The following is a 19,966-nucleotide window of genomic DNA, read 5'->3' as shown; positions in this document are numbered from 1 at the left end:
GCGGTCCCGCCGTCCCGGCCCTCCGGGCGGACGGCGCCGCGCGGCTGCCTGCCACCCCCGTGCCCGCCCCGGAGACCGCGGTATGACCGAGCCCAGGGACCCCCGGCGCGTACCGCGCCCCGCCCGGCCCGCCGGCCGCTCCGGTGCGTCCCGGTCGCCGGCCACCCGCCGGCCCGCCGTCCAGGGCCGCCCCCGGCCGGCCGGCGGCACGCTGCGGCCGGTCAGCCCGCGCCCCCGGCTGCGGCTGGTCGCCCTGGCGCTGACGCTGGTGATGCTGGCGTTCGTCGTCCGGCTCGTGCAGGTGCAGGCGGTGGACGCCGCGGCCTACTCCGCCAAGGCCAACGAGAACCGCTACGTCCCGGTCAAACTGGCCGCCGAGCGCGGCGCGATCACCGACCGCAACGGGGTGGACCTCGCCACCACCGTGGACGCCTACGACATCACCGCCGACCCCAGCCTCCTGGCGCCCGACAAGCTCAAGATCAAGGACGCCCCGCAGCAGGCCGCCGCACTGCTCGCGCCGATTCTCGACGAGTCCCGGGAGGCCCTCGCCGCCAAGCTCGACCAGCCCGCGTCCCGCTACGTCCTGCTCGCCCGGCAGCGCACCCCCCAGGTGTGGAAGAAGATCAAGGACCTCCGCAAGACGCTGGACGCCAAAGCCGCCGCCGCCCCCAAGAGCGCCCCCCGCCCCAACGTCCTGGTCGGCATCTTCGCCGACAAGCACAGCAAGCGCGTCTACCCGGGCGGCGACCTCGCCGCCGGCCTGCTCGGCTTCGTCAACGGCACGGGCAAGGGCGCCGGCGGCCTGGAGGCCCAGCTCAACAAGGAACTGGCCGGCAAGGACGGCAAGCTGGTCTACGCCCAGTCCGGCGGCCGCCGGGTGCCCACCGCCGACACCCAGGAGCACCCCGCCGTCCCCGGCACCGACGTCCAGCTGACCATCGACCGCGACATCCAGTGGGCGGCCCAGCAGGCCATCAGCGATCAGGTGGAGAAGTCCCGCGCCGACCGCGGCTACGTCGTCGTCCAGGACACCCGCACCGGCCAGATCCTGGCGCTCGCCAACGCCCCCGGCTTCGACCCCAACGACTTGTCCAAGGCCGGCCCCGACAGGCTCGGCAACCCCGCCCTTACCGACGCCTACGAGCCGGGCTCCACCAGCAAGCTGATGTCGATGGCGGCCGTCCTGGAGGAGGGCGCCGCGAGCCCGTACACCCGGGTCACCGTGCCCAACCGACTGCACCGCGGCGACCGGCTCTTCTCCGACGACGTCGACCACGACACCTGGCACCTGACGCTCAACGGCGTGCTCGCCAAGTCCAGCAACATCGGCACCATCCTGGCCACCGGCCAACTGGGCACGACCCAGCCGCAGGCCAACCGGGTCCTCTACTCCTACCTGCGGAAATTCGGCATCGGCCAGCCGACCGGGCTCAACTTCCCGGGCGAGACCGACGGCATCCTGGCCAAGCCGGAGAAGTGGAACACCTCCCAGCAGTACACCATCCCGTTCGGCCAGGGCCTGTCCCTCAACGCCGTCCAGGCCGCCTCCGTCTACTCCACCATCGCCAACGGCGGCGAGCGGATCGCCCCCACCCTCGTCCGCGGCGCCACCGGGCCGGACGGCCGGTACGTCCCGGCTCCCGCGCCCGCCCAGAGCCGGGTGGTGAGCACGAAGACCGCCACCACCCTCTCCGCCATGCTGGAGTCGGTGGTGGACGACGACGAGGGCACCGGGGCGAAGGCGAAGATCGACGGCTATCGGGTCGGCGGCAAGACCGGCACCTCCAACCGGGTGGACCCGAAGACCGGCCGCTACCACGGCTACACCGCCTCCTTCGCCGGCTTCGCGCCCGCCGACAAGCCCCGCATCACCGTCTACTGCGCCGTGCAGAACCCCACTCACGGCAGCTACTTCGGAGGCCAGGTCTGCGGCCCGATCTTCCAGAAAGTCATGGCGTTCGCGCTCAAGACGCTCCAGGTCCCCCCGACCGGCGCACAGCCGCCGCGGCTGCCGGTCACGTTCAAGCCAGGCGAATGAAAACGAGGCAACACCGCCGTGACGACGATCACTCCCGACGGCCCGCAGCTGCCCGGCGACAGAACCCCGGCGGAGCCCTCACTTCGCCCCGGGCCCGTTCTGCCCGGTACGCTCACCGCCGTGTCACAAGCTGATCAGTCCCCGAAACCCCAGCACGCGGAGAAGGGCGGCCCCGGCAGATATCCGGGTGCGCCGCGCCCCGCGGAGGTCCGTCCCACCCCCCTGGCGGACCTCGCCCAGCAGCTGGCGATCCCGGTCCCCGACGCCGCGCATGTCATGGTCACCGGCATCACCCACGACTCCCGTGCGGTCCGCCCCGGCGACATCTACGCCGCGCTGCCCGGCGCCCGTCTGCACGGCGCCGACTTCGTCGCCCAGGCCGCCGACCTCGGCGCCGCCGCGATCCTGACCGACCCGTCGGGCGCCGAGCGGGCCGCCGCGACCGGTCTGCCGGTCCTGGCCGTCGACGACCCGCGCGGGCGGATGGGTGCCCTGGCCGTCTCGATCTACGGTGCGCCGGGCGAGGACCTCCTCCAGATCGGTATCACCGGCACCTCCGGCAAGACCACCACCGCATACCTCATCGAGGGCGGGCTGCGGGCCGCGGCCGCCAAGGAGGCCGACGGCGGTGGCGGGCGACGGGCGGGCGGTCTGACCGGCCTGATCGGCACCGTCGAGTCCCGGATCGGCGACGAGCGCCTGAAGTCCGAGCGGACCACGCCCGAGGCCACCGACCTCCAGGCGCTGTTCGCGGTGATGCGCGAGCGCGGCGTCCGCTCGGTCGCCATGGAGGTCTCCAGCCACGCGCTGGTGCTCGGCCGGGTCGACGGCTGCGTCTTCGACGTCGCGGTCTTCAACAACCTCAGCCCGGAGCACATGGAGTTCCACTCCGGCATGGAGGACTACTTCCAGGCCAAGGCCCAGCTGTTCACCAGGGCGCGCAGCAAGGCCGGCGTGGTCAACCTCGACGACAAGTACGGCCGCCGGCTGGCCGCCGGCGAGTCCGAGGTCCCGGTCACCACCTTCTCCGCCGAGGGCCACCCGGACGCCGACTGGCGCGCCGCCGACGTCGAGATCGGCGCGCTCGGCTCGACCTTCACCGTGCACGGCCCCGGCGGCGTGACGCTGCGCGCCGCCAGCCCGATCGCCGGCCCGTTCAACGTCTCCAACGCGCTGGCCGCGATCACCGCGCTGGCCGTCGCCGGCATCGACCCGCAGACCGCGGCCGACGGCGTCGCCGCGATCCCGGGCGTCCCCGGCCGCCTGGAGCGGGTGGACGTCGGCCAGCCCTACCTGGCGGTCGTCGACTACGCGCACAAGACGGACGCCGTCGAATCGGTTCTGCGGGCCCTGCGCAAGGTCACCACCGGCAAGGTGCACGCCGTACTCGGCTGCGGCGGCGACCGCGACCCGCACAAGCGGATGCCGATGGGCGCCGCGGTCGCCCGGCTCGCCGACACCGCCGTGCTGACCTCCGACAACCCCCGCTCCGAGGACCCGCTCGCGATCCTCGCCACCATGCTCGCGGGCGCCGCCGAGGTGCCCGTCCACGAGCGCGGCACCGTCCTCGTCGAAGAGGACCGGGCCGCCGCCGTCGCCGCCGCCGTCGCCCGCGCCGAACCCGGGGACACCGTGATCGTCGCGGGCAAGGGCCACGAACAGGGACAGGACATCGCCGGAGTGGTACGCCCCTTCGACGACCGCCAGGTGCTGCGCGCCGCGATCGAATCCGCGATGGCAGCGCAGAAGTCGCAGCAGTCACAGCAGCCGAACCACCAGGGATGACACACCGCCATGCGCGCACAATCCTCTTGTTGGCACCTCCTGCACGGCCCCGGGGGTGACCTGTGATCTCCCTGTCCCTCGCCGAGATCGCGAGCATCGTCGGCGGGCAGCAGCACGACATACCGGACCCGGACCGCGAGGTCACCGGGCCGGTCGTCTCGGACTCCCGGGCGGTCCGCCCGGGTGGCCTGTTCGTTGCGTTCGCAGGTGAGCGCGTCGACGGCCACGACTTCGCCGTCGGCGCCGTGGAAGCCGGTGCGGTGGCCGTCCTCGCGGCCCGCCCGGTCGGCGTCCCGGCGATCGTCGTCGACGACGTCGTCGCAGCTCTCGGCGCACTCGCCCGGGCCGTCGTGAACAAGTCGGGCGCCACCGTCGTCGGTCTGACCGGCTCGGCCGGCAAGACCAGCACCAAGGACCTGATCGCCCAGCTCCTCCAGCGATACGGTCCGACGGTGTGGCCGGAAGGCAACCTCAACAACGAGATCGGGCTGCCGCTCACCGCGCTGCGCGCCGAGGACACCACCCGGCACCTCGTGCTGGAGATGGGCGCCCGCGGCATCGGCCACATCCGCTACCTCGCCGGGCTGACCCCGCCCCGGATCGGGGTGGTCCTCAACGTCGGCACCGCGCACCTCGGCGAGTTCGGCGGGCGCGAGCAGATCGCCCAGGCCAAGGGCGAGCTGGTCGAGTCGCTGCCGGCGGCCGACGAAGAAGGGCCCGAAGGGCTTCCGCTGGAGGGTGGCGGCGGGCGACGGGTGGGCGGCGTGGCGGTGCTCAACGCGGACGATCCGTACGTCCGGGCCATGGCGTCCCGTACGAAGGCCCGTACGGTCTTCTTCGGCGAGTCCGCGGACGCCGCGATCCGCGCCGAGAATGTCCGGCTCAACGGCCTCGGACAGCCCTCCTTCACGCTTCACACACCCTCCGGGTGCAGCGATGTGACCATGCGGCTGTACGGTGAGCACCACGTGTCGAACGCGCTCGCCGCGGCCGCCGTCGCCCATGAGTTGGGCATGCCCGTGGACGAGATCGCCGCCGCGCTCTCCGAAGCCGGCACGCTCTCCCGCTGGCGGATGGAGGTCACCGAGCGCGCGGACGGCGTGACGGTCGTCAACGACGCCTACAACGCGAACCCCGAGTCCATGCGAGCGGCGCTGCGTGCGCTGGTCGCCATGGGCGCCGCCGGCAGGGCGCGGGGGGGCCGGACGTGGGCGGTGCTCGGTGAGATGGCCGAGCTGGGCGAGGAGTCACTCGCCGAACACGACGCGGTCGGGCGGCTGGTCGTCCGGCTCAACGTCAGCAAGCTCGTGGCGGTCGGCGGCAGGGAAGCGGCCTGGCTCGACATGGGCGCCAAGAACGAGGGTTCGTGGGGTGAGGAGTCGGTGCACGTGTCCGACGCGCGGGCGGCGATCGACCTGTTGCGCAGGGAGCTGCGACCGGGAGACGTCGTGCTGGTGAAGGCGTCCAGGTCGGTGGGCCTGGAGCGGGTGGCCGCGGCATTGCTGGACGGCGAGGACGGTTCCGCTGCGAAGGGCGGAGCCGCGTCCCGATGAACTCCATGAAGCAGATCCTCTTCTCCGGGATGATCGGGCTCTTCCTGACCCTGATCGGTACCCCGCTGCTGATCAAACTCCTGGCCAAGAAGGGCTACGGGCAGTTCATCCGCGATGACGGCCCCCGCACCCACGGCAGCAAGAAGGGCACGCCCACCATGGGCGGCATCTCCTTCATCCTGGCCACGATCATCGCCTACGCCCTGACGAAGGTGATCACCTCCAGCCACCCGACCTTCTCGGGTGTCCTGGTGCTCTTCCTCTTCGCGGGCATGGGCCTGGTCGGCTTCCTCGACGACTACATCAAGATCGTCAAGCAGCGGTCGCTGGGCCTGCGGGCCAAGGCGAAGATGGCCGGCCAGCTGATCGTCGGCATCGCCTTCGCGGTGCTCTCGCTCCAGTTCGCCGACCTGCGGGGCGCGACCCCGGCCTCCGACCGGCTCTCCTTCACGCAGGACTTCGGCTGGCAGATCGGCCCGGTGCTCTTCGTCCTCTGGGCGCTGTTCATGATCCTGGCGATGTCCAACGGCGTGAACCTCACCGACGGCCTCGACGGCCTGGCCACCGGTGCCTCGGTGATGGTCTTCGGCGCCTACACCTTCATCGGCATCTGGCAGTACCAGGAGTCCTGCGCCAACCAGATCACCGCCGGACCCGGCTGTTACGAGGTCCGCGATCCACTCGACCTCGCGGTGGTCGCCTCCGCCCTGATGGGCGCCTGCTTCGGCTTCCTGTGGTGGAACACCTCGCCCGCCAAGATCTTCATGGGCGACACCGGCTCGCTGGCGCTGGGCGGCGCGCTCGCCGGCCTCGCGATCTGCTCCCGCACGGAGATGCTGCTGGCCGTCCTCGGCGGCCTGTTCGTCCTGATCACCATGTCCGTGGTCATCCAGGTCGGCTCGTTCCGGATGACCGGCAAGCGGGTCTTCCGGATGGCGCCACTCCAACACCACTTCGAACTCAAGGGGTGGTCCGAAGTCCTTGTGGTGGTCCGCTTCTGGATCATCCAGGGCATGTGCGTGATCGTCGGTCTGGGCATCTTCTACGGCGGCTGGCAGGCGGCGAAGTGACCGTGTACGACCCGCAGGACCTCCACGACTTCGCCGGTCGGCACATCACCGTGGCGGGCCTCGGCGTGAGCGGCGTCCCCGCCGCCCGCGCCCTGGCCGGCCTCGGCGCCCGCGTCACCGTCGTCAACGGCACCGACGGCGAACGCGAACGGGCCCAGGCGGCCGAACTGGAGCAGCTGGGGGTCACCGTCCGGCTCGGTGACGGGGAGACCCTCCCCGAGGGAACCGAGGTGGTCGTCACCTCCCCCGGGTGGAAGCCCTCCAGCCCGCTCTTCCTGGCCGCCGAGCGGGCCGGCGTCCCGGTCTGGGGCGACGTCGAGCTGGCCTGGCGGCTGCGTGGCCCGGACGCCGCGCCCTGGCTGGCGGTCACCGGCACCAACGGCAAGACCACCACCGTGCGGATGCTGGCCTCGATCCTGGGCGCGGCCGGTCTGCGCACCGCCGCGGTCGGCAACATCGGCGTCCCGCTGGTGGACGTCGTGCTGGGCGAGGGCCGGACGGAGGGCACGTCCTACGACGTCCTCGCCGTCGAGCTCTCCAGCTACCAGCTGCACTGGGCCCCGTCGGTGCGGGCGCACTCCGCGGCCGTCCTCAACCTCGCCCCGGACCACCTGGACTGGCACGGCTCCATGGCCGCGTACGCCGCCGACAAGGGCCGGATCTACGAGGGCAACACCGTCGCCTGCGTCTACAACGTCGCCGACCCCGCCACCGAGGACCTGGTCCGCGAGGCCGACGTGGAGGAGGGCTGCCGGGCCATCGGCTTCACCCTCGGCACCCCCGGCCCGTCCCAACTGGGCATCGTCGACGACATCCTCGTCGACCGCGCCTTCGTGGAGAACCGGCAGCGGCAGGCCCAGGAGCTCGCCGAGGTCGCGGACATCGCCCCCGCCTCCGGGAAGCCGGCCCCGCACAACATCGCCAACGCGCTGGCCGCCGCGGCGCTGGCCCGCGCCTTCGGCGTCCCGGCCGCCGCGGTGCGCGAGGGACTGCGGTCCTTCCACCCGGACGCGCACCGCATCCAGCACATCGCGGACGTCGCCGGGGTCTCCTACATCGACGACTCCAAGGCCACCAACACCCACGCCGCCGAGGCGTCGTTGGCGGCGTACGAGCACATCGTGTGGATCGCCGGCGGTCTGGCGAAGGGCGCCACCTTCGACGAGCTGGTGCGCACGGCCGCCGGGCGGCTGCGCGGGGTGGTCCTGATCGGCGCCGACCGGGCGCTGATCCGCGAAGCGCTGACGCGACACGCCCCCGATGTCCCGGTTGTCGACCTCGACCGGACCGACACTGGGGCGATGTCCGAGGCGGTCAGGGAGGCGGCCCGCCTGGCCGAGCCCGGCGACACCGTGCTGCTGGCCCCGGCCTGTGCCTCGATGGACATGTTCGTCAATTACAACAAGCGGGGCGAGGCGTTCGCCGACGCGGTGGGCGAACTGTCCGCCGCGGGTCACTAGCCCGGTTCTCCCCGCTGCCGTCGTCGCCGGCGGCGAGCGCACCTGTGGAGGGACGAGGATGACCGCCCGATCGGCGAAGCCGGCGCCACCGCGCCCGGCGCGCCGGACCCCCGCGAAGGTGCGCCCGCCGCGGACGGGCCGGCGTCCGGCCGGCCCGCAAGGGTTCCTCGCCCGGGCCAAGCGGGCCTGGGACCGCCCGTTGACGGCCTACTACCTCATCCTCGGCGCCCCGCTGCTGATCACCGTCCTCGGCCTGGTGATGGTCTACTCGGCCTCCCAGATCAAGGCCCTGCAGTCCGGCCTGGCGCCGTCGTACTTCTTCCGCAAACAACTGTTGGCGGCCGCCATCGGCGGCGGGCTGCTGCTGCTCGCGTCCCGCATGCCGGTGCGGCGGCACCGGGCGCTGGCCTACCCGCTGCTCGCCGGCTCGGTGTTCCTGCTCGGCCTGGTGCAGATCCCGGGCATCGGGGTCTCGGTCAACGGCAACCAGAACTGGATCAGCCTCGGCGGCCCTTTCCAGGTGCAACCGAGCGAGTTCGGCAAGCTCGCACTCGTCCTGTGGGCCGCCGACCTGCTCGCCCGCAAAGAGGACAAGAAGCTACTGACGCAGTGGAAGCATCTGCTGGTTCCGCTGACGCCGGTGACATTTCTCCTGCTCGGGCTGATCATGCTCGGCGGCGACATGGGCACCACGATCATCCTCACCGCGATCCTCTTCGGATTGCTGTGGCTGGCCGGCGCCCCGACCCGGCTGTTCGCCGGGGTACTGGGCGCCGCGACCGTGCTCAGCGCCCTGCTGATCAAGACCAGCGCCCACCGGATGTCCCGTCTCGCCTGCATCGGGGCGACCGATCCGGGCCCCGGCGACCAGTGCTGGCAGGCCGTGCACGGCATCTATGCGCTGGCCTCCGGCGGACTCTTCGGTTCCGGCCTCGGGGCGAGTATGGAAAAATGGGGAGAACTCCCCGAACCGCACACCGACTTCATCTTCGCCATCACCGGGGAGGAACTGGGACTGGCGGGGACGCTGTCGGTGCTCGCCCTCTTCGCGGCTCTAGGCTATGCGGGTATCCGCGTGGCCGGACGCACGGAGGACCCCTTCGTACGGTACGCAGCGGGCGGTGTGACCACCTGGATCATGGCCCAGGCCGTGATCAACATCGGTGCGGTGCTCGGACTCCTGCCGATCGCCGGTGTCCCGCTCCCGCTGTTCTCCTACGGGGGCTCCGCGCTGCTGCCGACGATGTTCGCCGTCGGGCTGCTGATCGCCTTCGCGCGTGACGAGCCCGCCGCACGGGCGGCGTTGACGGCTCGGTTGGCGCGGAAGCCGGCTTCCGGCAGGAAGCCGGCTGGGGTGAGATGGAAGACGATGAGACGGCGCGTTAAGAGGCGACCGTCCGGAGAGCGGTGAATTTCGGTGCATGTCGTACTCGCCGGTGGGGGGACCGCCGGCCACATCGAGCCCGCGCTCGCCCTCGCGGACGCCCTGCGGAGGCAGGACCCGACCGTGGGGATCACGGCACTCGGCACGGAGAAGGGCCTGGAGACCCGCCTGGTCCCCGAGCGCGGTTACGAGCTCGGCCTGATCCCGGCGGTACCGCTGCCCCGTAAGCCCACCCCCGAACTGATCACCGTCCCCGGGCGGCTGCGCGGCACGATCAAGGCCGCCGAGCAGATCCTGGAGCGCACCAAGGCGGACTGCGTCGTCGGCTTCGGTGGCTATGTGGCGCTGCCCGGCTACCTGGCCGCCAAGCGGCTCGGGGTGCCGATCGTCGTCCACGAGGCCAACGCCCGGCCCGGCCTGGCCAACAAGATCGGCTCGCGGTACGCCACGTACGTCGCCGTCAGCACCCCGGACAGCAAACTGCGCGGCGCCCGCTATGTCGGCATTCCGCTGCGCCGGTCCATCGCCACCCTGGACCGTGCCGCGGTCCGCCCCGAGGCGCGCGCCGCGTTCGGACTCGACCCCAACCTGCCGACCCTGCTGGTGTCCGGCGGCTCCCAGGGCGCCCGCCGGCTGAACGAGGTCGTCCAGGCCGCCGTGCCGGCGCTCCAGCGCTCCGGCATCCAGGTGCTGCACGCGGTCGGGCCGAAGAACGAACTGCCGCACGTCGACAACATGCCGGGAATGCCCCCCTACATCCCGGTACCGTACTTGGACCGGATGGATCTCGCGTACGCCGCGGCCGACATGATGCTCTGCCGCGCGGGCGCGATGACCGTCGCCGAGTTGTCCGCCGTCGGGCTCCCGGCCGCCTTCGTCCCGCTGCCCATCGGCAACGGCGAGCAGCGGCTCAACGCCCAGCCGTTGGTCAACGCCGGCGGCGGCCTGCTGGTCGACGACGCCCAGCTGACCCCGGACTGGGTGCAGAACAACGTGCTCCCGGTGCTGGGCGATCCGCACCGGTTGTACGAGATGTCCCGCTCGGCCTCCGAGTTCGGCCGCCGGGACGCCGACGAGTTGCTGGTCGGCATGGTCTACGAGGCGATCGAGCAGCACCGCAAGTAGCGGACGAGAGAAGGCGGAGAGCGTGGCCGGACCGACCACCGCCAGGCGCGGAGCGAAGAAGTCGCCGTCCGGCCCGTCCCCTTCGCCGCCGTCCGGCGGCCGGCGCTTGCGACTGCCGCGCCTGCGCCTGCGCCGTCCGCGCCGTCGCAGTGTGATCATCATCGCGGTTGTGGCGGTGCTGCTGGGCGGGTTCGGCGCGTGGGCGCTCTACGGCTCGGACTGGCTCCGGCTGGAGGAGGTTCACGCCACGGGCACCGAGGTGCTCACGCCGGAGGAGGTGGTCGCCGCCGCAGCCGCCCCCATGAACGCACCGCTCGCTTCCGTGGACGCCGAAGCGGTGCGGCGCCGGCTGCTCGCCCGGCTCCCGCGCCTCAAGAGCGTTGACGTCACCCGGTCCTGGCCGCACACCCTCGGTCTGGAAGTGACCGAAAGGGCGCCGGAACTGCTGCTGCAAACGAACGGAAAGTTTGTGGAAGTGGACGGCGAGGGCGTCCGATTCGCCACGGTGAGTCGCGCCCCCAAGGGCGTCCCGCTTCTGGAAATGACCGTTTCCGATTCCCCGAGCCTGCACCGCTTCGGAACCGGTCGTTTGCTGCGCGCCGCGGTCACCGTCGCCCGGGACCTCCCGTCCGCCGTTCGCAAGGACGTGCGCACCGTCCGGATGCGCTCCTACGACTCCATCACCCTCGAACTCGCAGGTGACCGCACGGTGATGTGGGGCAGCCGCGAGCAGGGCGCCGAAAAGGCGAAGGTGCTGGCCGGCCTGATGAAGGCCGCGCGTGACGCGCGCCACTTCGACATCTCGGTCCCCAGCGCCCCTGCGGTGTCCGGGAGTTGACGTACCGCGACGCAGGCCAGCACCCTGGATGGCTACGACTATGGGTGATCACATAGGGTGAAAAGAAAAACGGGAGGTTCGGCGTGTTCGTTGAACGCGCGCGCCTTGTCGACTTAGTGTCTCGTTCCAAAGGGACCGTGGAACCAGGAACACAGGCACAGTAACCCTAAACTTCAGGGTTAGGGTTCGGGTCGGCAGAGCGGACCATCCCTTCGGCATCAGTCGGCGTCCACACGCAATGTGCGGCGACGACACGTAAATCGAGGCGAGAGGCCTTCGACGTGGCAGCACCGCAGAACTACCTCGCAGTCATCAAGGTCGTCGGCATCGGCGGCGGTGGCGTGAACGCCATCAACCGGATGATCGAGGTCGGGCTCAAGGGCGTCGAGTTCATCGCGATCAACACCGATGCGCAGGCGTTGCTGATGAGCGACGCCGACGTCAAGCTCGACGTCGGCCGCGAGATGACGCGCGGACTCGGCGCCGGCGCCAACCCGGACGTGGGCCGCAAGGCGGCCGAGGACCACCGCGAGGAGATCGAGGAGGTCCTCAAGGGGGCCGACATGGTCTTCGTGACCGCGGGCGAGGGTGGCGGCACCGGCACCGGCGGTGCCCCGGTCGTCGCCAACATCGCCCGCTCGCTGGGCGCCCTGACGATCGGTGTGGTCACCCGGCCGTTCACCTTCGAGGGCCGCCGCCGCGCCAACCAGGCCGAGGACGGCATCGCGAGCCTTCGCGAAGAGGTCGACACCCTCATCGTGATCCCCAACGACCGTCTGCTGTCCATCTCGGACCGCCAGGTGAGCGTGCTCGACGCGTTCAAGTCCGCGGACCAGGTGCTGCTGTCGGGTGTCCAGGGCATCACCGATCTGATCACCACCCCGGGTCTGATCAACCTCGACTTCGCCGACGTCAAGTCCGTGATGTCGGAGGCCGGCTCGGCGCTGATGGGCATCGGCTCGGCGCGCGGCGACGACCGCGCGGTGGCAGCGGCCGAGATGGCGATCTCCTCGCCGCTGCTGGAGGCGTCGATCGACGGCGCCCGCGGTGTGCTGCTCTCCATCTCCGGTGGCTCCGACCTCGGTCTCTTCGAGATCAACGAGGCCGCGCAGCTGGTCAGCGAGGCCGCGCACCCCGAAGCCAACATCATCTTCGGTGCGGTCATCGACGACGCGCTGGGCGACGAGGTCCGGGTGACGGTCATCGCCGCGGGCTTCGACGGCGGTCAGCCGCCGGCCCGCCGCGACTCCCAGCAGGCCGGGATGCCGTCCCCGAAGCGCGAGGAGCCCGCCCCGGCGCCGGCCCGTCCGACCATGCCCCCGGTCGAGCCGCCGCGCACCGCACCGTCGTTCGGCGGTCTCGGTGCGGTCCCGCAGGTCCGGGACGAGGCCCCGGCGTCGTCCGACTCCCCGTCGCTGGGCGAGGTGTCCACCTCGCCGGCCGGCGGCCCCTCGGTTCCGCCGGCCCGTCCGTACTCGGACTCCGCGGCCGAGGAGCTGGACGTCCCCGACTTCCTGAAGTGACGTAAAGCACCGACGTGATAGGGCAACAGCACCACGTGAGCGGCGCGCACTTCGCCTTCACCGACAGGTGGGGCGGGGTGAGCGCCGCTCCGTATGAGCAGCTCAATCTGGGCGGCGCGGTGGGTGACGACCCCGCGGCCGTCCGTGCCAACCGCGACCTGGTGGCCCGGGAACTGGGCCTGGACCCGGCCGCGGTGGTCTGGATGAACCAGGTCCACGGCCGGGATGTCGCCGTGGTCGACGGACCCTGGGGGGAGGGCGCGCCCCCGTGCGTGGACGCGGTGGTGACGGCCCGCCGGGGTCTGGCGCTGGCCGTGCTGACCGCCGACTGCACCCCGGTCCTGCTCGCCGACCCGGCCGCCGGGATCGCGGGCGCCGCGCACGCCGGCCGGCCGGGCCTGGTCGCCGGGGTCGTGCCGGCGGTCGTCGCGGCCATGGTCGAGCGGGGCGCCGAGCCGTCCCGGATCGTCGCGTACACCGGGCCCGCGGTCTGCGGGCGCTGCTACGAGGTGCCCGAGGCGATGCGCGCCGAGGTGGCCGCGGCGGTGCCACAGGCGTGGGCGACCACCTCCTGGGGCACCCCGTCGGTGGACGTGGCCGCGGGGGTGCGAGCCCAACTCGCCGCGGCCGGCGTGCAGTTGCGTGGGGAATCCCACATCTGCACCCTCGAATCGGCGGACCACTACTCGTATCGACGCGATCGCACGACCGGGCGGCTCGCGAGCTACGTATGGCTCGGGGACGCCCCCGGAGAGGCTGCGCCGTGACCGAGGACCGCAGAACACAACTGGCCGACAACATGGCGCGGGTGGAGGATCGTATCTCCACCGCCTGTGCCAAGGCCGGCCGGTCACGCGACGAGGTCACGCTGATCGTCGTCACCAAGACCTACCCCGCGAGCGACGTCCGACTGCTCGCGGAGTTGGGGGTGCGCCAGGTCGCGGAGAACCGCGATCAGGAAGCGGCTCCCAAAGCGGCCGAATGTGCCGATTTGCCGCTGACTTGGCACTTCGTCGGTCAATTGCAGACCAACAAGGTGCGGTCGGTGGCCGGTTACGCCGGGGTCGTCCAGTCCGTCGACCGGCCCCGGCTCGCCACCGCGCTCTCCAAGGAGGCGGTCCGTGCCGGGCGGGAGCTGGGCTGCCTGATCCAGGTGGCATTTGACGCCGAGCCAGGGCAAAACGGTCGGATGACGGGGGATCGTGGCGGGGTGGCGCCGGAGGGCGTCGCGGAACTCGCCGAGGTGATCGCCGGTTCTCAAGGGCTGCGCCTGGACGGCGTGATGACGGTCGCGCCGCTGGCCGGGCCGTATGCGGGGCGTCAACGAGCCGCTTTCGAGCGGCTCGTGGAAATCTCATCCGACCTGCGCGCGACCCATCCTGCTGCCACCATGGTGTCGGCAGGTATGAGTGCGGACCTTGAGGACGCGGTGGCGGCCGGGGCGACACATGTGCGCATCGGCACCGCGGTACTCGGAGTCCGACCACGGCTCGGGTAACGTCGCCAAGCAAGTCGGACCACAGCACAAAATATGGTCATTCCCGCAGGAAGCGGGCAGGCCGAGTGGATCCAGGGCCCCCGGTGACGGAGCCGATCCACCACAGAGCGGAGGACGCAGAGAATGGCCGGCGCGATGCGCAAGATGGCGGTCTACCTCGGCCTCGTGGAGGACGATGGGTACGACGGCCGGGGGTTCGACCCCGACGACGAGTTCGAGCCCGAGCTTGACCCGGAGCCGGATCGGGGGCGGCGACAGCAGCACCAAGTGCCGGCCGAAACGCGCCCGGAACGGGAAGAACCGGTCCGAGCTGTGACACCTCCCGCGCCGCGTGAACCCGCCCCGCTCGCCGCGGAAAGCGGACGACCCGCGCGTATCGCCCCCGTGGCATCCATCACACCCGAACGTCCGAACCTGGAGAAGAACGCACCGGTGATCATGCCCAAAGTTGTGTCCGAGCGGGAGCCTTACCGCATCACCACACTGCACCCCCGGACCTACAACGAAGCCCGTACCATCGGGGAACACTTCCGTGAGGGCACTCCGGTGATCATGAATCTCACGGAGATGGACGACACGGACGCGAAGCGACTTGTCGACTTTGCGGCCGGTCTGGTCTTCGGACTGCACGGGAGCATTGAGCGGGTGACGCAGAAGGTGTTCCTGTTGTCGCCTGCTAACGTCGATGTCACGGCGGAGGACAAGGCCCGTATCGCAGAGGGCGGGTTCTTCAACCAGAGCTGAGACGCAACACCGGGCACACCAGGGCCGTAAGGTCTGCACAGGAACAAGGGGAGAGGGAAGCGCGAGATGAGTGTCGCTGGTCAAGTGATCTACATCGCGCTGTACTGCTTCCTCATCCTGCTGATCTTCCGCCTGGTGATGGACTATGTCTTCCAGTTCGCCCGCTCATGGCAACCCGGCAAGGCAATGGTGGTGATTCTTGAGGCCACCTACACTGTCACCGATCCGCCACTCAAGCTTCTGCGGCGGGTCATCCCGCCGCTGCGTCTCGGGGGCGTGGCGCTCGACCTGTCCTTCTTCGTATTGATGATCATCGTCTACATCCTGATCACCGTCGTGAGGTCGGTGTTGTTGGTGTGAACGATACGGTCTTGCCGATTGCCGACGACTACGTTGAGGTGAAGTAGAGATGCCGTTGACCCCCGAGGACGTGCGGAACAAGCAGTTCACGACCGTCCGCCTTCGAGAAGGCTATGACGAGGACGAGGTCGATGCCTTCCTCGACGAGGTCGAGGCCGAACTGACCCGCCTGCTGCGGGAGAACGAGGACCTGCGCGCCAAGCTGGCCGCCGCCACTCGGGCCGCCGCGCAGAACCAGCAGCAGGGGCTGCGCAAGGGTCCCGACCAGCAGCAGGACCAGCCGCAGCGGCCGGGGGCCCCGGTGCCCGCCGCCATATCCGGTCCGCAGCCGGTTCCGCCGCAGCAGCAGGGGATGGGTGGCCCGCCCCAACTGCCCGGTGGTGCACCGCAGCTGCCCCCCGGTCCCGGTGGCCACGGTCCCGGCCCGCAGGGCCCGCACGGCCCCGGCCCGATGGGCCAGGGCGGTCCGCTGGGCGGTCCGCTCGGCGGTCCCGGACAGCAGTTGCCGCAGCCGGCCCCGCAGCAGGGCGGCCCCGGCGGTGACAGCGCGGCGCGCGTGCTGTCGTTGGCACAGCAGACCGCCGACCAGGCGATCGCGGAGGCCCGTTCCGAGGCCAACAAGATCGTCGGCGAGGCGCGCAGCCGTGCCGAGGGCCTGGAGCGGGACGCCCGCGCCAAGGCCGACGCGCTGGAGCGGGACGCGCAGGAGAAGCACCGCGTGGCGATGGGCTCGCTGGAGTCGGCCCGCGCGACGCTGGAGCGCAAGGTCGAGGACCTGCGCGGCTTCGAGCGCGAGTACCGCACGCGTCTGAAGTCGTACCTGGAGAGCCAGCTGCGTCAGCTGGAGAACCAGTCCGACGAGTCGCTGGCCCCGCCGCGGACCCCGTCTGCCCCCTCGCTGCCGCCGTCGCCGTCGATGGCGTCGGCCGGTGCGGGCACCATGGGCGGCAACCACACCATGGGTGGCGGCCCGTCCATGGGCGGCAACCACTCCATGAGCAGCCCGTCCAGCGGTGGTCCGTCCTACGGCGGTCAGCAGCAGATGTCGCCGGCGATGACCCAGCCGATGGCACCGGTGCGGCCGCAGGGTCCGTCGCCGATGCAGCAGACGCCGTCGCCGATGCGCGGCTTCCTCATCGACGAGGACGACAACTGACGGACGGCTGACGCCGGTACGGCGCGCAGAGTCGGCAATCAGGGCCGGGCCCCGAGGGAACTCCCTCGGGGCCCGGCCCTGTTCGTACCGCTTTGGAGCCGTCTGTCGTCGCGTCTCCCGTCCCGTCGTTCCCTGTGAGGAGCGCGGTGGTGGTACGCGGGGGGCGGACAAGAGCGCAGGCCCCGGCGCGGAGTGCGCCGGGGCCTGGTCGTGCTCCGTCGTGCTTCCGTGCTCCGTTATGCCTTGCGGAGGTGGAAGGTCAGGGACAGTGCCTCGTCCGTGAAGGCCGGGCCGTAGGAACCGTCCGGCTCACCGGCGGCGAAGTCGGTGGCCAGCACCTCGTCGGCGATCAGCGCGGCGTGGTCGGTCAGCGCCGTCCGCAGCTCGTCGTCGGCGGCGGCCCAGCGCAGCGCGATCCGGTCGGCGACGTCCAGGCCGCTGTTCTTGCGGGCCTCCTGGATCAGCCGGATCGCGTCGCGGGCCAGGCCGGCGCGGCGCAGCTCCGGGGTGATCTCCAGGTCGAGGGCGACCGTCGCGCCCGCGTCCGAGGCCACCGACCAGCCCTCGCGCGGGGTTTCGGTGATGATGACCTCTTCGGGGCTCAGGCCGACGGTCTCGCCGTCCACCTCGACGCTCGCCGTGCCCTCGCGCAGCGCGAGCGAGAGGGCGGCGGCGTCCGCGGCGGCGACGGCCTTGGCCACCGCCTGGACACCCTTGCCGAACCGCTTGCCCAGGGCCCGGAAGTTGGCCTTGGCGGTGGTGTCGACCAGGGAGCCGCCCACCTCGGAGAGCGAGGCCAGCGAGCTGACGTTGAGCTCCTCGGCGATCTGGGCGCGCAGGTCTTCGGAGAGGTCCGCGAAGCCGTGCGCGCCGACCAGCGCGCGGGACAGCGGCTGGCGGGTCTTCACCCCGGACTCGGCGCGGGTGGCGCGACCCAGCTCGACCAGCCGGCGCACCAGCTGCATCTGCGCGGAGAGCGCCGGGTCGATCAGCGCGCGGTCGGCCACCGGCCAGGTGGCGAGGTGGACCGAATCCGGGGCGTCCGGGGTGACCGGGACGACCAGGTCCTGCCAGACCCGCTCGGTGATGAACGGGACGAGCGGGGCCATCAGCCGGGTGACCGTCTCGATGACGTCGTGGAGGGTGCGCAGCGCGGCGGCGTCGCCCTGCCAGAAGCGGCGGCGCGAGCGGCGGACGTACCAGTTGGAGAGGTCGTCGACGAACGCGGAGAGCAGCTTGCCGGCGCGCTGGGTGTCGTAGCTCTCCAGCGCACCGGTCACCTCGTCGACGAGGGTGTGCAGCTCGCCGAGCAGCCAGCGGTCCAGCAGCGGGCGGTCGGCCGGGGCCGGATCGGCCGCGGACGGCGCCCAGTTGGAGGTGCGGGCGTAGAGCGCCTGGAAGGCGACGGTGTTCCAGTACGTCAGCAGGGTCTTGCGGACGACTTCCTGGATGGTGTTGTGACCGACCCGGCGGGCCGACCACGGGGAGCCGCCGGCCGCCATGAACCAGCGGACCGCGTCGGCGCCGTGCTGGTCCATGAGCGGGATCGGCTGGAGGATGTTGCCCAGGTGCTTGGACATCTTCCGGCCGTCCTCGGCGAGGATGTGGCCCAGGCAGACCACGTTCTCGTAGGAGGACTTGTCGAAGACGAGCGTGCCGACGGCCATCAGCGTGTAGAACCAGCCACGGGTCTGGTCGATGGCCTCGGAGATGAACTGCGCCGGGTACCGCTTCTCGAAGAGCTCCTTGTTGCGGTACGGGTAGCCCCACTGCGCGAACGGCATCGAGCCGGAGTCGTACCAGGCGTCGATGACCTCCGGGACGCGGACCGCGGTCAGCGTGCAGCCCTCGTGGGTGCAGCCGAAGGTGATCGCGTCGATGAACGGGCGGTGCGGGTCCAGGCCGGACTGGTCGGTGCCGGTCAGCTCGGACAGCTCGGTGAGCGAGCCGACGCAGGTGAGGTGGCCCTCCTCGCAGCGCCAGATGGGCAGCGGGGTGCCCCAGTAGCGGTTGCGGGACAGCGCCCAGTCGATGTTGTTGTTCAGCCAGTCGCCGAACCGGCCGTGCTTGACCGAGTCCGGGAACCAGTTGGTGTTCTCGTTCTCCCGCAACAGGGCGTCCTTGACCGCGGTGGTGCGGATGTACCAGGACGGCTGGGCGTAGTAGAGCAGCGCGGTGTGGCAGCGCCAGCAGTGCGGGTAGCTGTGCTCGTACGCGACGTGGCGGAAGAGCAGGCCGCGCGCGTCCAGGTCGGCGACCAGCGCCTCGTCGGCCTTCTTGAAGAACTGGCCGCCGACGAGGGGGAGTTGCTCCTCGAAGGTGCCGTCCGGGCGGACCGGGTTGACCACCGGGAGGCCGTACGCGCGGCAGGTCCGCAGGTCGTCCTCGCCGAAGGCGGGGGCCTGGTGGACGAGGCCGGTGCCGTCGTCGGTGGTGACGTACTCGGCGTTGACGACGAAGTTGGCGCCGTCGAGGTCGAGCAGCCGGAAGGGGCGCTCGTAGGACCAGCGCTCCATCTCGCGGCCGGTGAAGGACTGGCCGGTGGCCGTCCAGCCCTCGCCCAGCGCCTTCTCCAGCAGCGGCTCGGCGACGACCAGCTGCTCGGTGCCGTCGGTGGCGACGACGTAGGTGACGTCGGGGTGGGCGGCGACCGCGGTGTTGGAGACCAGGGTCCAGGGGGTGGTCGTCCAGATCAGCAGGGCGGCCCGGCCGGCCAGCGGGCCGGAGGTCAGCGGGAGCCGGACGAAGACCGAGGGGTCGACGACCGTCTCGTAGCCCTGCGCCAGCTCGTGGTCCGACAGACCGGTGCCGCAGCGCGGGCACCAGGGGGCGACGCGGTGGTCCTGGACCAGCAGGCCCTTGGTGAAGATCTCCTTCAGCGACCACCACACCGACTCGATGTAGTCGGGGTCCATCGTGCGGTACGGGGCGTCCAGGTCGGTCCAGTAGCCCATGCGGGTCGTGAGCTCGGCGAAGGCGTCGGTGTGCCGGGTCACCGACTCGCGGCACTTGGCGTTGAACTCGGCGATGCCGTACGCCTCGATGTCCTTCTTGCCGTTGAAGCCCAGCTCCTTCTCCACGGCCAGCTCGACCGGGAGGCCGTGGCAGTCCCAGCCGGCCTTGCGGTCGACGTGGTAGCCCTGCATCGTGCGGAACCGGGGGAAGACGTCCTTGAAGACGCGGGCCTCGATGTGGTGGGCGCCGGGCATGCCGTTGGCCGTCGGGGGGCCCTCGTAGAAGACCCACTCGGGGCGGCCCTCGGACTGCTGCAGGGTGCGGGCGAAGACCTTCCGCTCCTGCCAGAAGTCGAGCACCGCGTGTTCCAGGGCGGGCAGGTCTACCTGGGCTGGTACCTGGCGGTACTGGGGTGTGGGACTCATCGGTTCCTCCGGCGGACACCTGGGTGCGTTCTCCGACCGGAGGGACGAG

General features: G+C 71.2%; 15 protein-coding genes. 14 read left to right on the top strand and 1 reads right to left on the bottom strand.

Going from position 1 to position 19,966, the window contains the following annotated elements:
- Window positions 1-82 precede the first annotated feature (82 nt).
- The 14 genes from JNO44_RS13875 (at window position 83) to JNO44_RS13810 (ending at window position 16,537) form a co-directional block, all read left to right on the top strand.
- Entirely contained in the window at window positions 83-2,041 is a 1,959-nt protein-coding gene (locus tag JNO44_RS13875; protein ID WP_205364351.1) for a peptidoglycan D,D-transpeptidase FtsI family protein, read from the top strand.
- An 18-nt stretch (window positions 2,042-2,059) separates the two neighbouring features.
- The gene (locus JNO44_RS13870) at window positions 2,060-3,826 is read left to right on the top strand and encodes a UDP-N-acetylmuramoyl-L-alanyl-D-glutamate--2,6-diaminopimelate ligase (protein ID WP_205364349.1); all 1,767 of its coding nucleotides are present in this window, start codon (window positions 2,060-2,062) and stop codon (window positions 3,824-3,826) included.
- Window positions 3,827-3,888: 62 nt separating this feature from the next.
- Window positions 3,889-5,379 carry a UDP-N-acetylmuramoyl-tripeptide--D-alanyl-D-alanine ligase gene (locus JNO44_RS13865; protein ID WP_205364347.1) on the top strand — a complete coding sequence of 497 codons (1,491 nt, stop codon included), beginning with the start codon at window positions 3,889-3,891 and terminating at the stop codon, window positions 5,377-5,379.
- Window positions 5,380-5,384: 5 nt separating this feature from the next.
- A complete protein-coding gene (gene mraY / locus JNO44_RS13860; protein WP_039641846.1) occupies window positions 5,385-6,449 on the top strand; it encodes a phospho-N-acetylmuramoyl-pentapeptide-transferase in 1,065 nt (354 codons plus the stop codon).
- Window positions 6,446-7,909, top strand: a complete 1,464-nt coding sequence (gene murD / locus JNO44_RS13855) for a UDP-N-acetylmuramoyl-L-alanine--D-glutamate ligase (RefSeq protein WP_205364345.1) — start codon at window positions 6,446-6,448, stop codon at window positions 7,907-7,909. The genes mraY and murD overlap by 4 nt, the downstream gene beginning before the upstream one ends.
- A gap of 58 nt (window positions 7,910-7,967) precedes the next feature.
- A complete protein-coding gene (gene ftsW, locus JNO44_RS13850) occupies window positions 7,968-9,320 on the top strand; it encodes a putative lipid II flippase FtsW (RefSeq protein WP_205364343.1) in 1,353 nt (450 codons plus the stop codon).
- 6 nt (window positions 9,321-9,326) lie between these two features.
- Window positions 9,327-10,418, top strand: a complete 1,092-nt coding sequence (gene murG, locus JNO44_RS13845; RefSeq protein WP_205364342.1) for an undecaprenyldiphospho-muramoylpentapeptide beta-N-acetylglucosaminyltransferase — start codon at window positions 9,327-9,329, stop codon at window positions 10,416-10,418.
- Between the two features lie 22 nt (window positions 10,419-10,440).
- Window positions 10,441-11,256, top strand: coding sequence for a cell division protein FtsQ/DivIB (locus JNO44_RS13840; protein ID WP_205364340.1), 816 nt, complete (start codon window positions 10,441-10,443; stop codon window positions 11,254-11,256).
- A 281-nt stretch (window positions 11,257-11,537) separates the two neighbouring features.
- The gene (gene ftsZ / locus JNO44_RS13835; protein WP_205364338.1) at window positions 11,538-12,779 is read left to right on the top strand and encodes a cell division protein FtsZ; all 1,242 of its coding nucleotides are present in this window, start codon (window positions 11,538-11,540) and stop codon (window positions 12,777-12,779) included.
- Between the two features lie 14 nt (window positions 12,780-12,793).
- Window positions 12,794-13,546: a peptidoglycan editing factor PgeF gene (gene pgeF, locus JNO44_RS13830; protein WP_205364336.1), complete on the top strand. Its 753-nt coding sequence runs from the start codon at window positions 12,794-12,796 to the stop codon at window positions 13,544-13,546.
- Window positions 13,547-13,578: 32 nt separating this feature from the next.
- On the top strand, window positions 13,579-14,277 hold the full coding sequence (locus JNO44_RS13825) for a YggS family pyridoxal phosphate-dependent enzyme (RefSeq protein ID WP_235095974.1): 699 nt from the start codon (window positions 13,579-13,581) through the stop codon (window positions 14,275-14,277).
- Between the two features lie 123 nt (window positions 14,278-14,400).
- Window positions 14,401-15,021, top strand: a complete 621-nt coding sequence (locus JNO44_RS13820; RefSeq protein ID WP_018536706.1) for a cell division protein SepF — start codon at window positions 14,401-14,403, stop codon at window positions 15,019-15,021.
- A gap of 66 nt (window positions 15,022-15,087) precedes the next feature.
- Entirely contained in the window at window positions 15,088-15,381 is a 294-nt protein-coding gene (locus JNO44_RS13815; RefSeq protein WP_039637383.1) for a YggT family protein, read from the top strand.
- A 49-nt stretch (window positions 15,382-15,430) separates the two neighbouring features.
- Window positions 15,431-16,537, top strand: coding sequence for a DivIVA domain-containing protein (locus JNO44_RS13810; RefSeq protein WP_205364331.1), 1,107 nt, complete (start codon window positions 15,431-15,433; stop codon window positions 16,535-16,537).
- 236 nt (window positions 16,538-16,773) lie between these two features.
- Here JNO44_RS13810 and ileS read toward each other — a convergent pair whose 3' ends face one another.
- Window positions 16,774-19,917: an isoleucine--tRNA ligase gene (gene ileS / locus JNO44_RS13805; RefSeq protein ID WP_205364329.1), complete on the bottom strand. Its 3,144-nt coding sequence runs from the start codon at window positions 19,915-19,917 to the stop codon at window positions 16,774-16,776.
- Window positions 19,918-19,966 lie beyond the last annotated feature (49 nt).

The organism is Streptomyces noursei, assembly GCF_016917755.1.
In the GTDB taxonomy this organism is placed as follows: domain Bacteria; phylum Actinomycetota; class Actinomycetes; order Streptomycetales; family Streptomycetaceae; genus Streptomyces; species Streptomyces yunnanensis.
This window is presented reverse-complemented; position numbering and strand designations above follow the sequence as displayed.

Bases quoted from the DNA above. Each gene is read 5' to 3' on its own strand.
- JNO44_RS13875 (WP_205364351.1), top strand. From the start codon at position 83: ATGACCGAGCCCAGGGACCCCCGGCGCGTACCGCGCCCCGCCCGGCCC.
- mraY (WP_039641846.1), top strand. From the start codon at position 5,385: ATGAAGCAGATCCTCTTCTCCGGGATGATCGGGCTCTTCCTGACCCTG.
- ftsW (WP_205364343.1), top strand. From the start codon at position 7,968: ATGACCGCCCGATCGGCGAAGCCGGCGCCACCGCGCCCGGCGCGCCGG.
- JNO44_RS13825 (WP_235095974.1), top strand. From the start codon at position 13,579: ATGGCGCGGGTGGAGGATCGTATCTCCACCGCCTGTGCCAAGGCCGGC.
- JNO44_RS13820 (WP_018536706.1), top strand. From the start codon at position 14,401: ATGGCCGGCGCGATGCGCAAGATGGCGGTCTACCTCGGCCTCGTGGAG.
- JNO44_RS13815 (WP_039637383.1), top strand. From the start codon at position 15,088: ATGAGTGTCGCTGGTCAAGTGATCTACATCGCGCTGTACTGCTTCCTC.
- JNO44_RS13810 (WP_205364331.1), top strand. From the start codon at position 15,431: ATGCCGTTGACCCCCGAGGACGTGCGGAACAAGCAGTTCACGACCGTC.
- ileS (WP_205364329.1), bottom strand. From the start codon at position 19,917: ATGAGTCCCACACCCCAGTACCGCCAGGTACCAGCCCAGGTAGACCTG.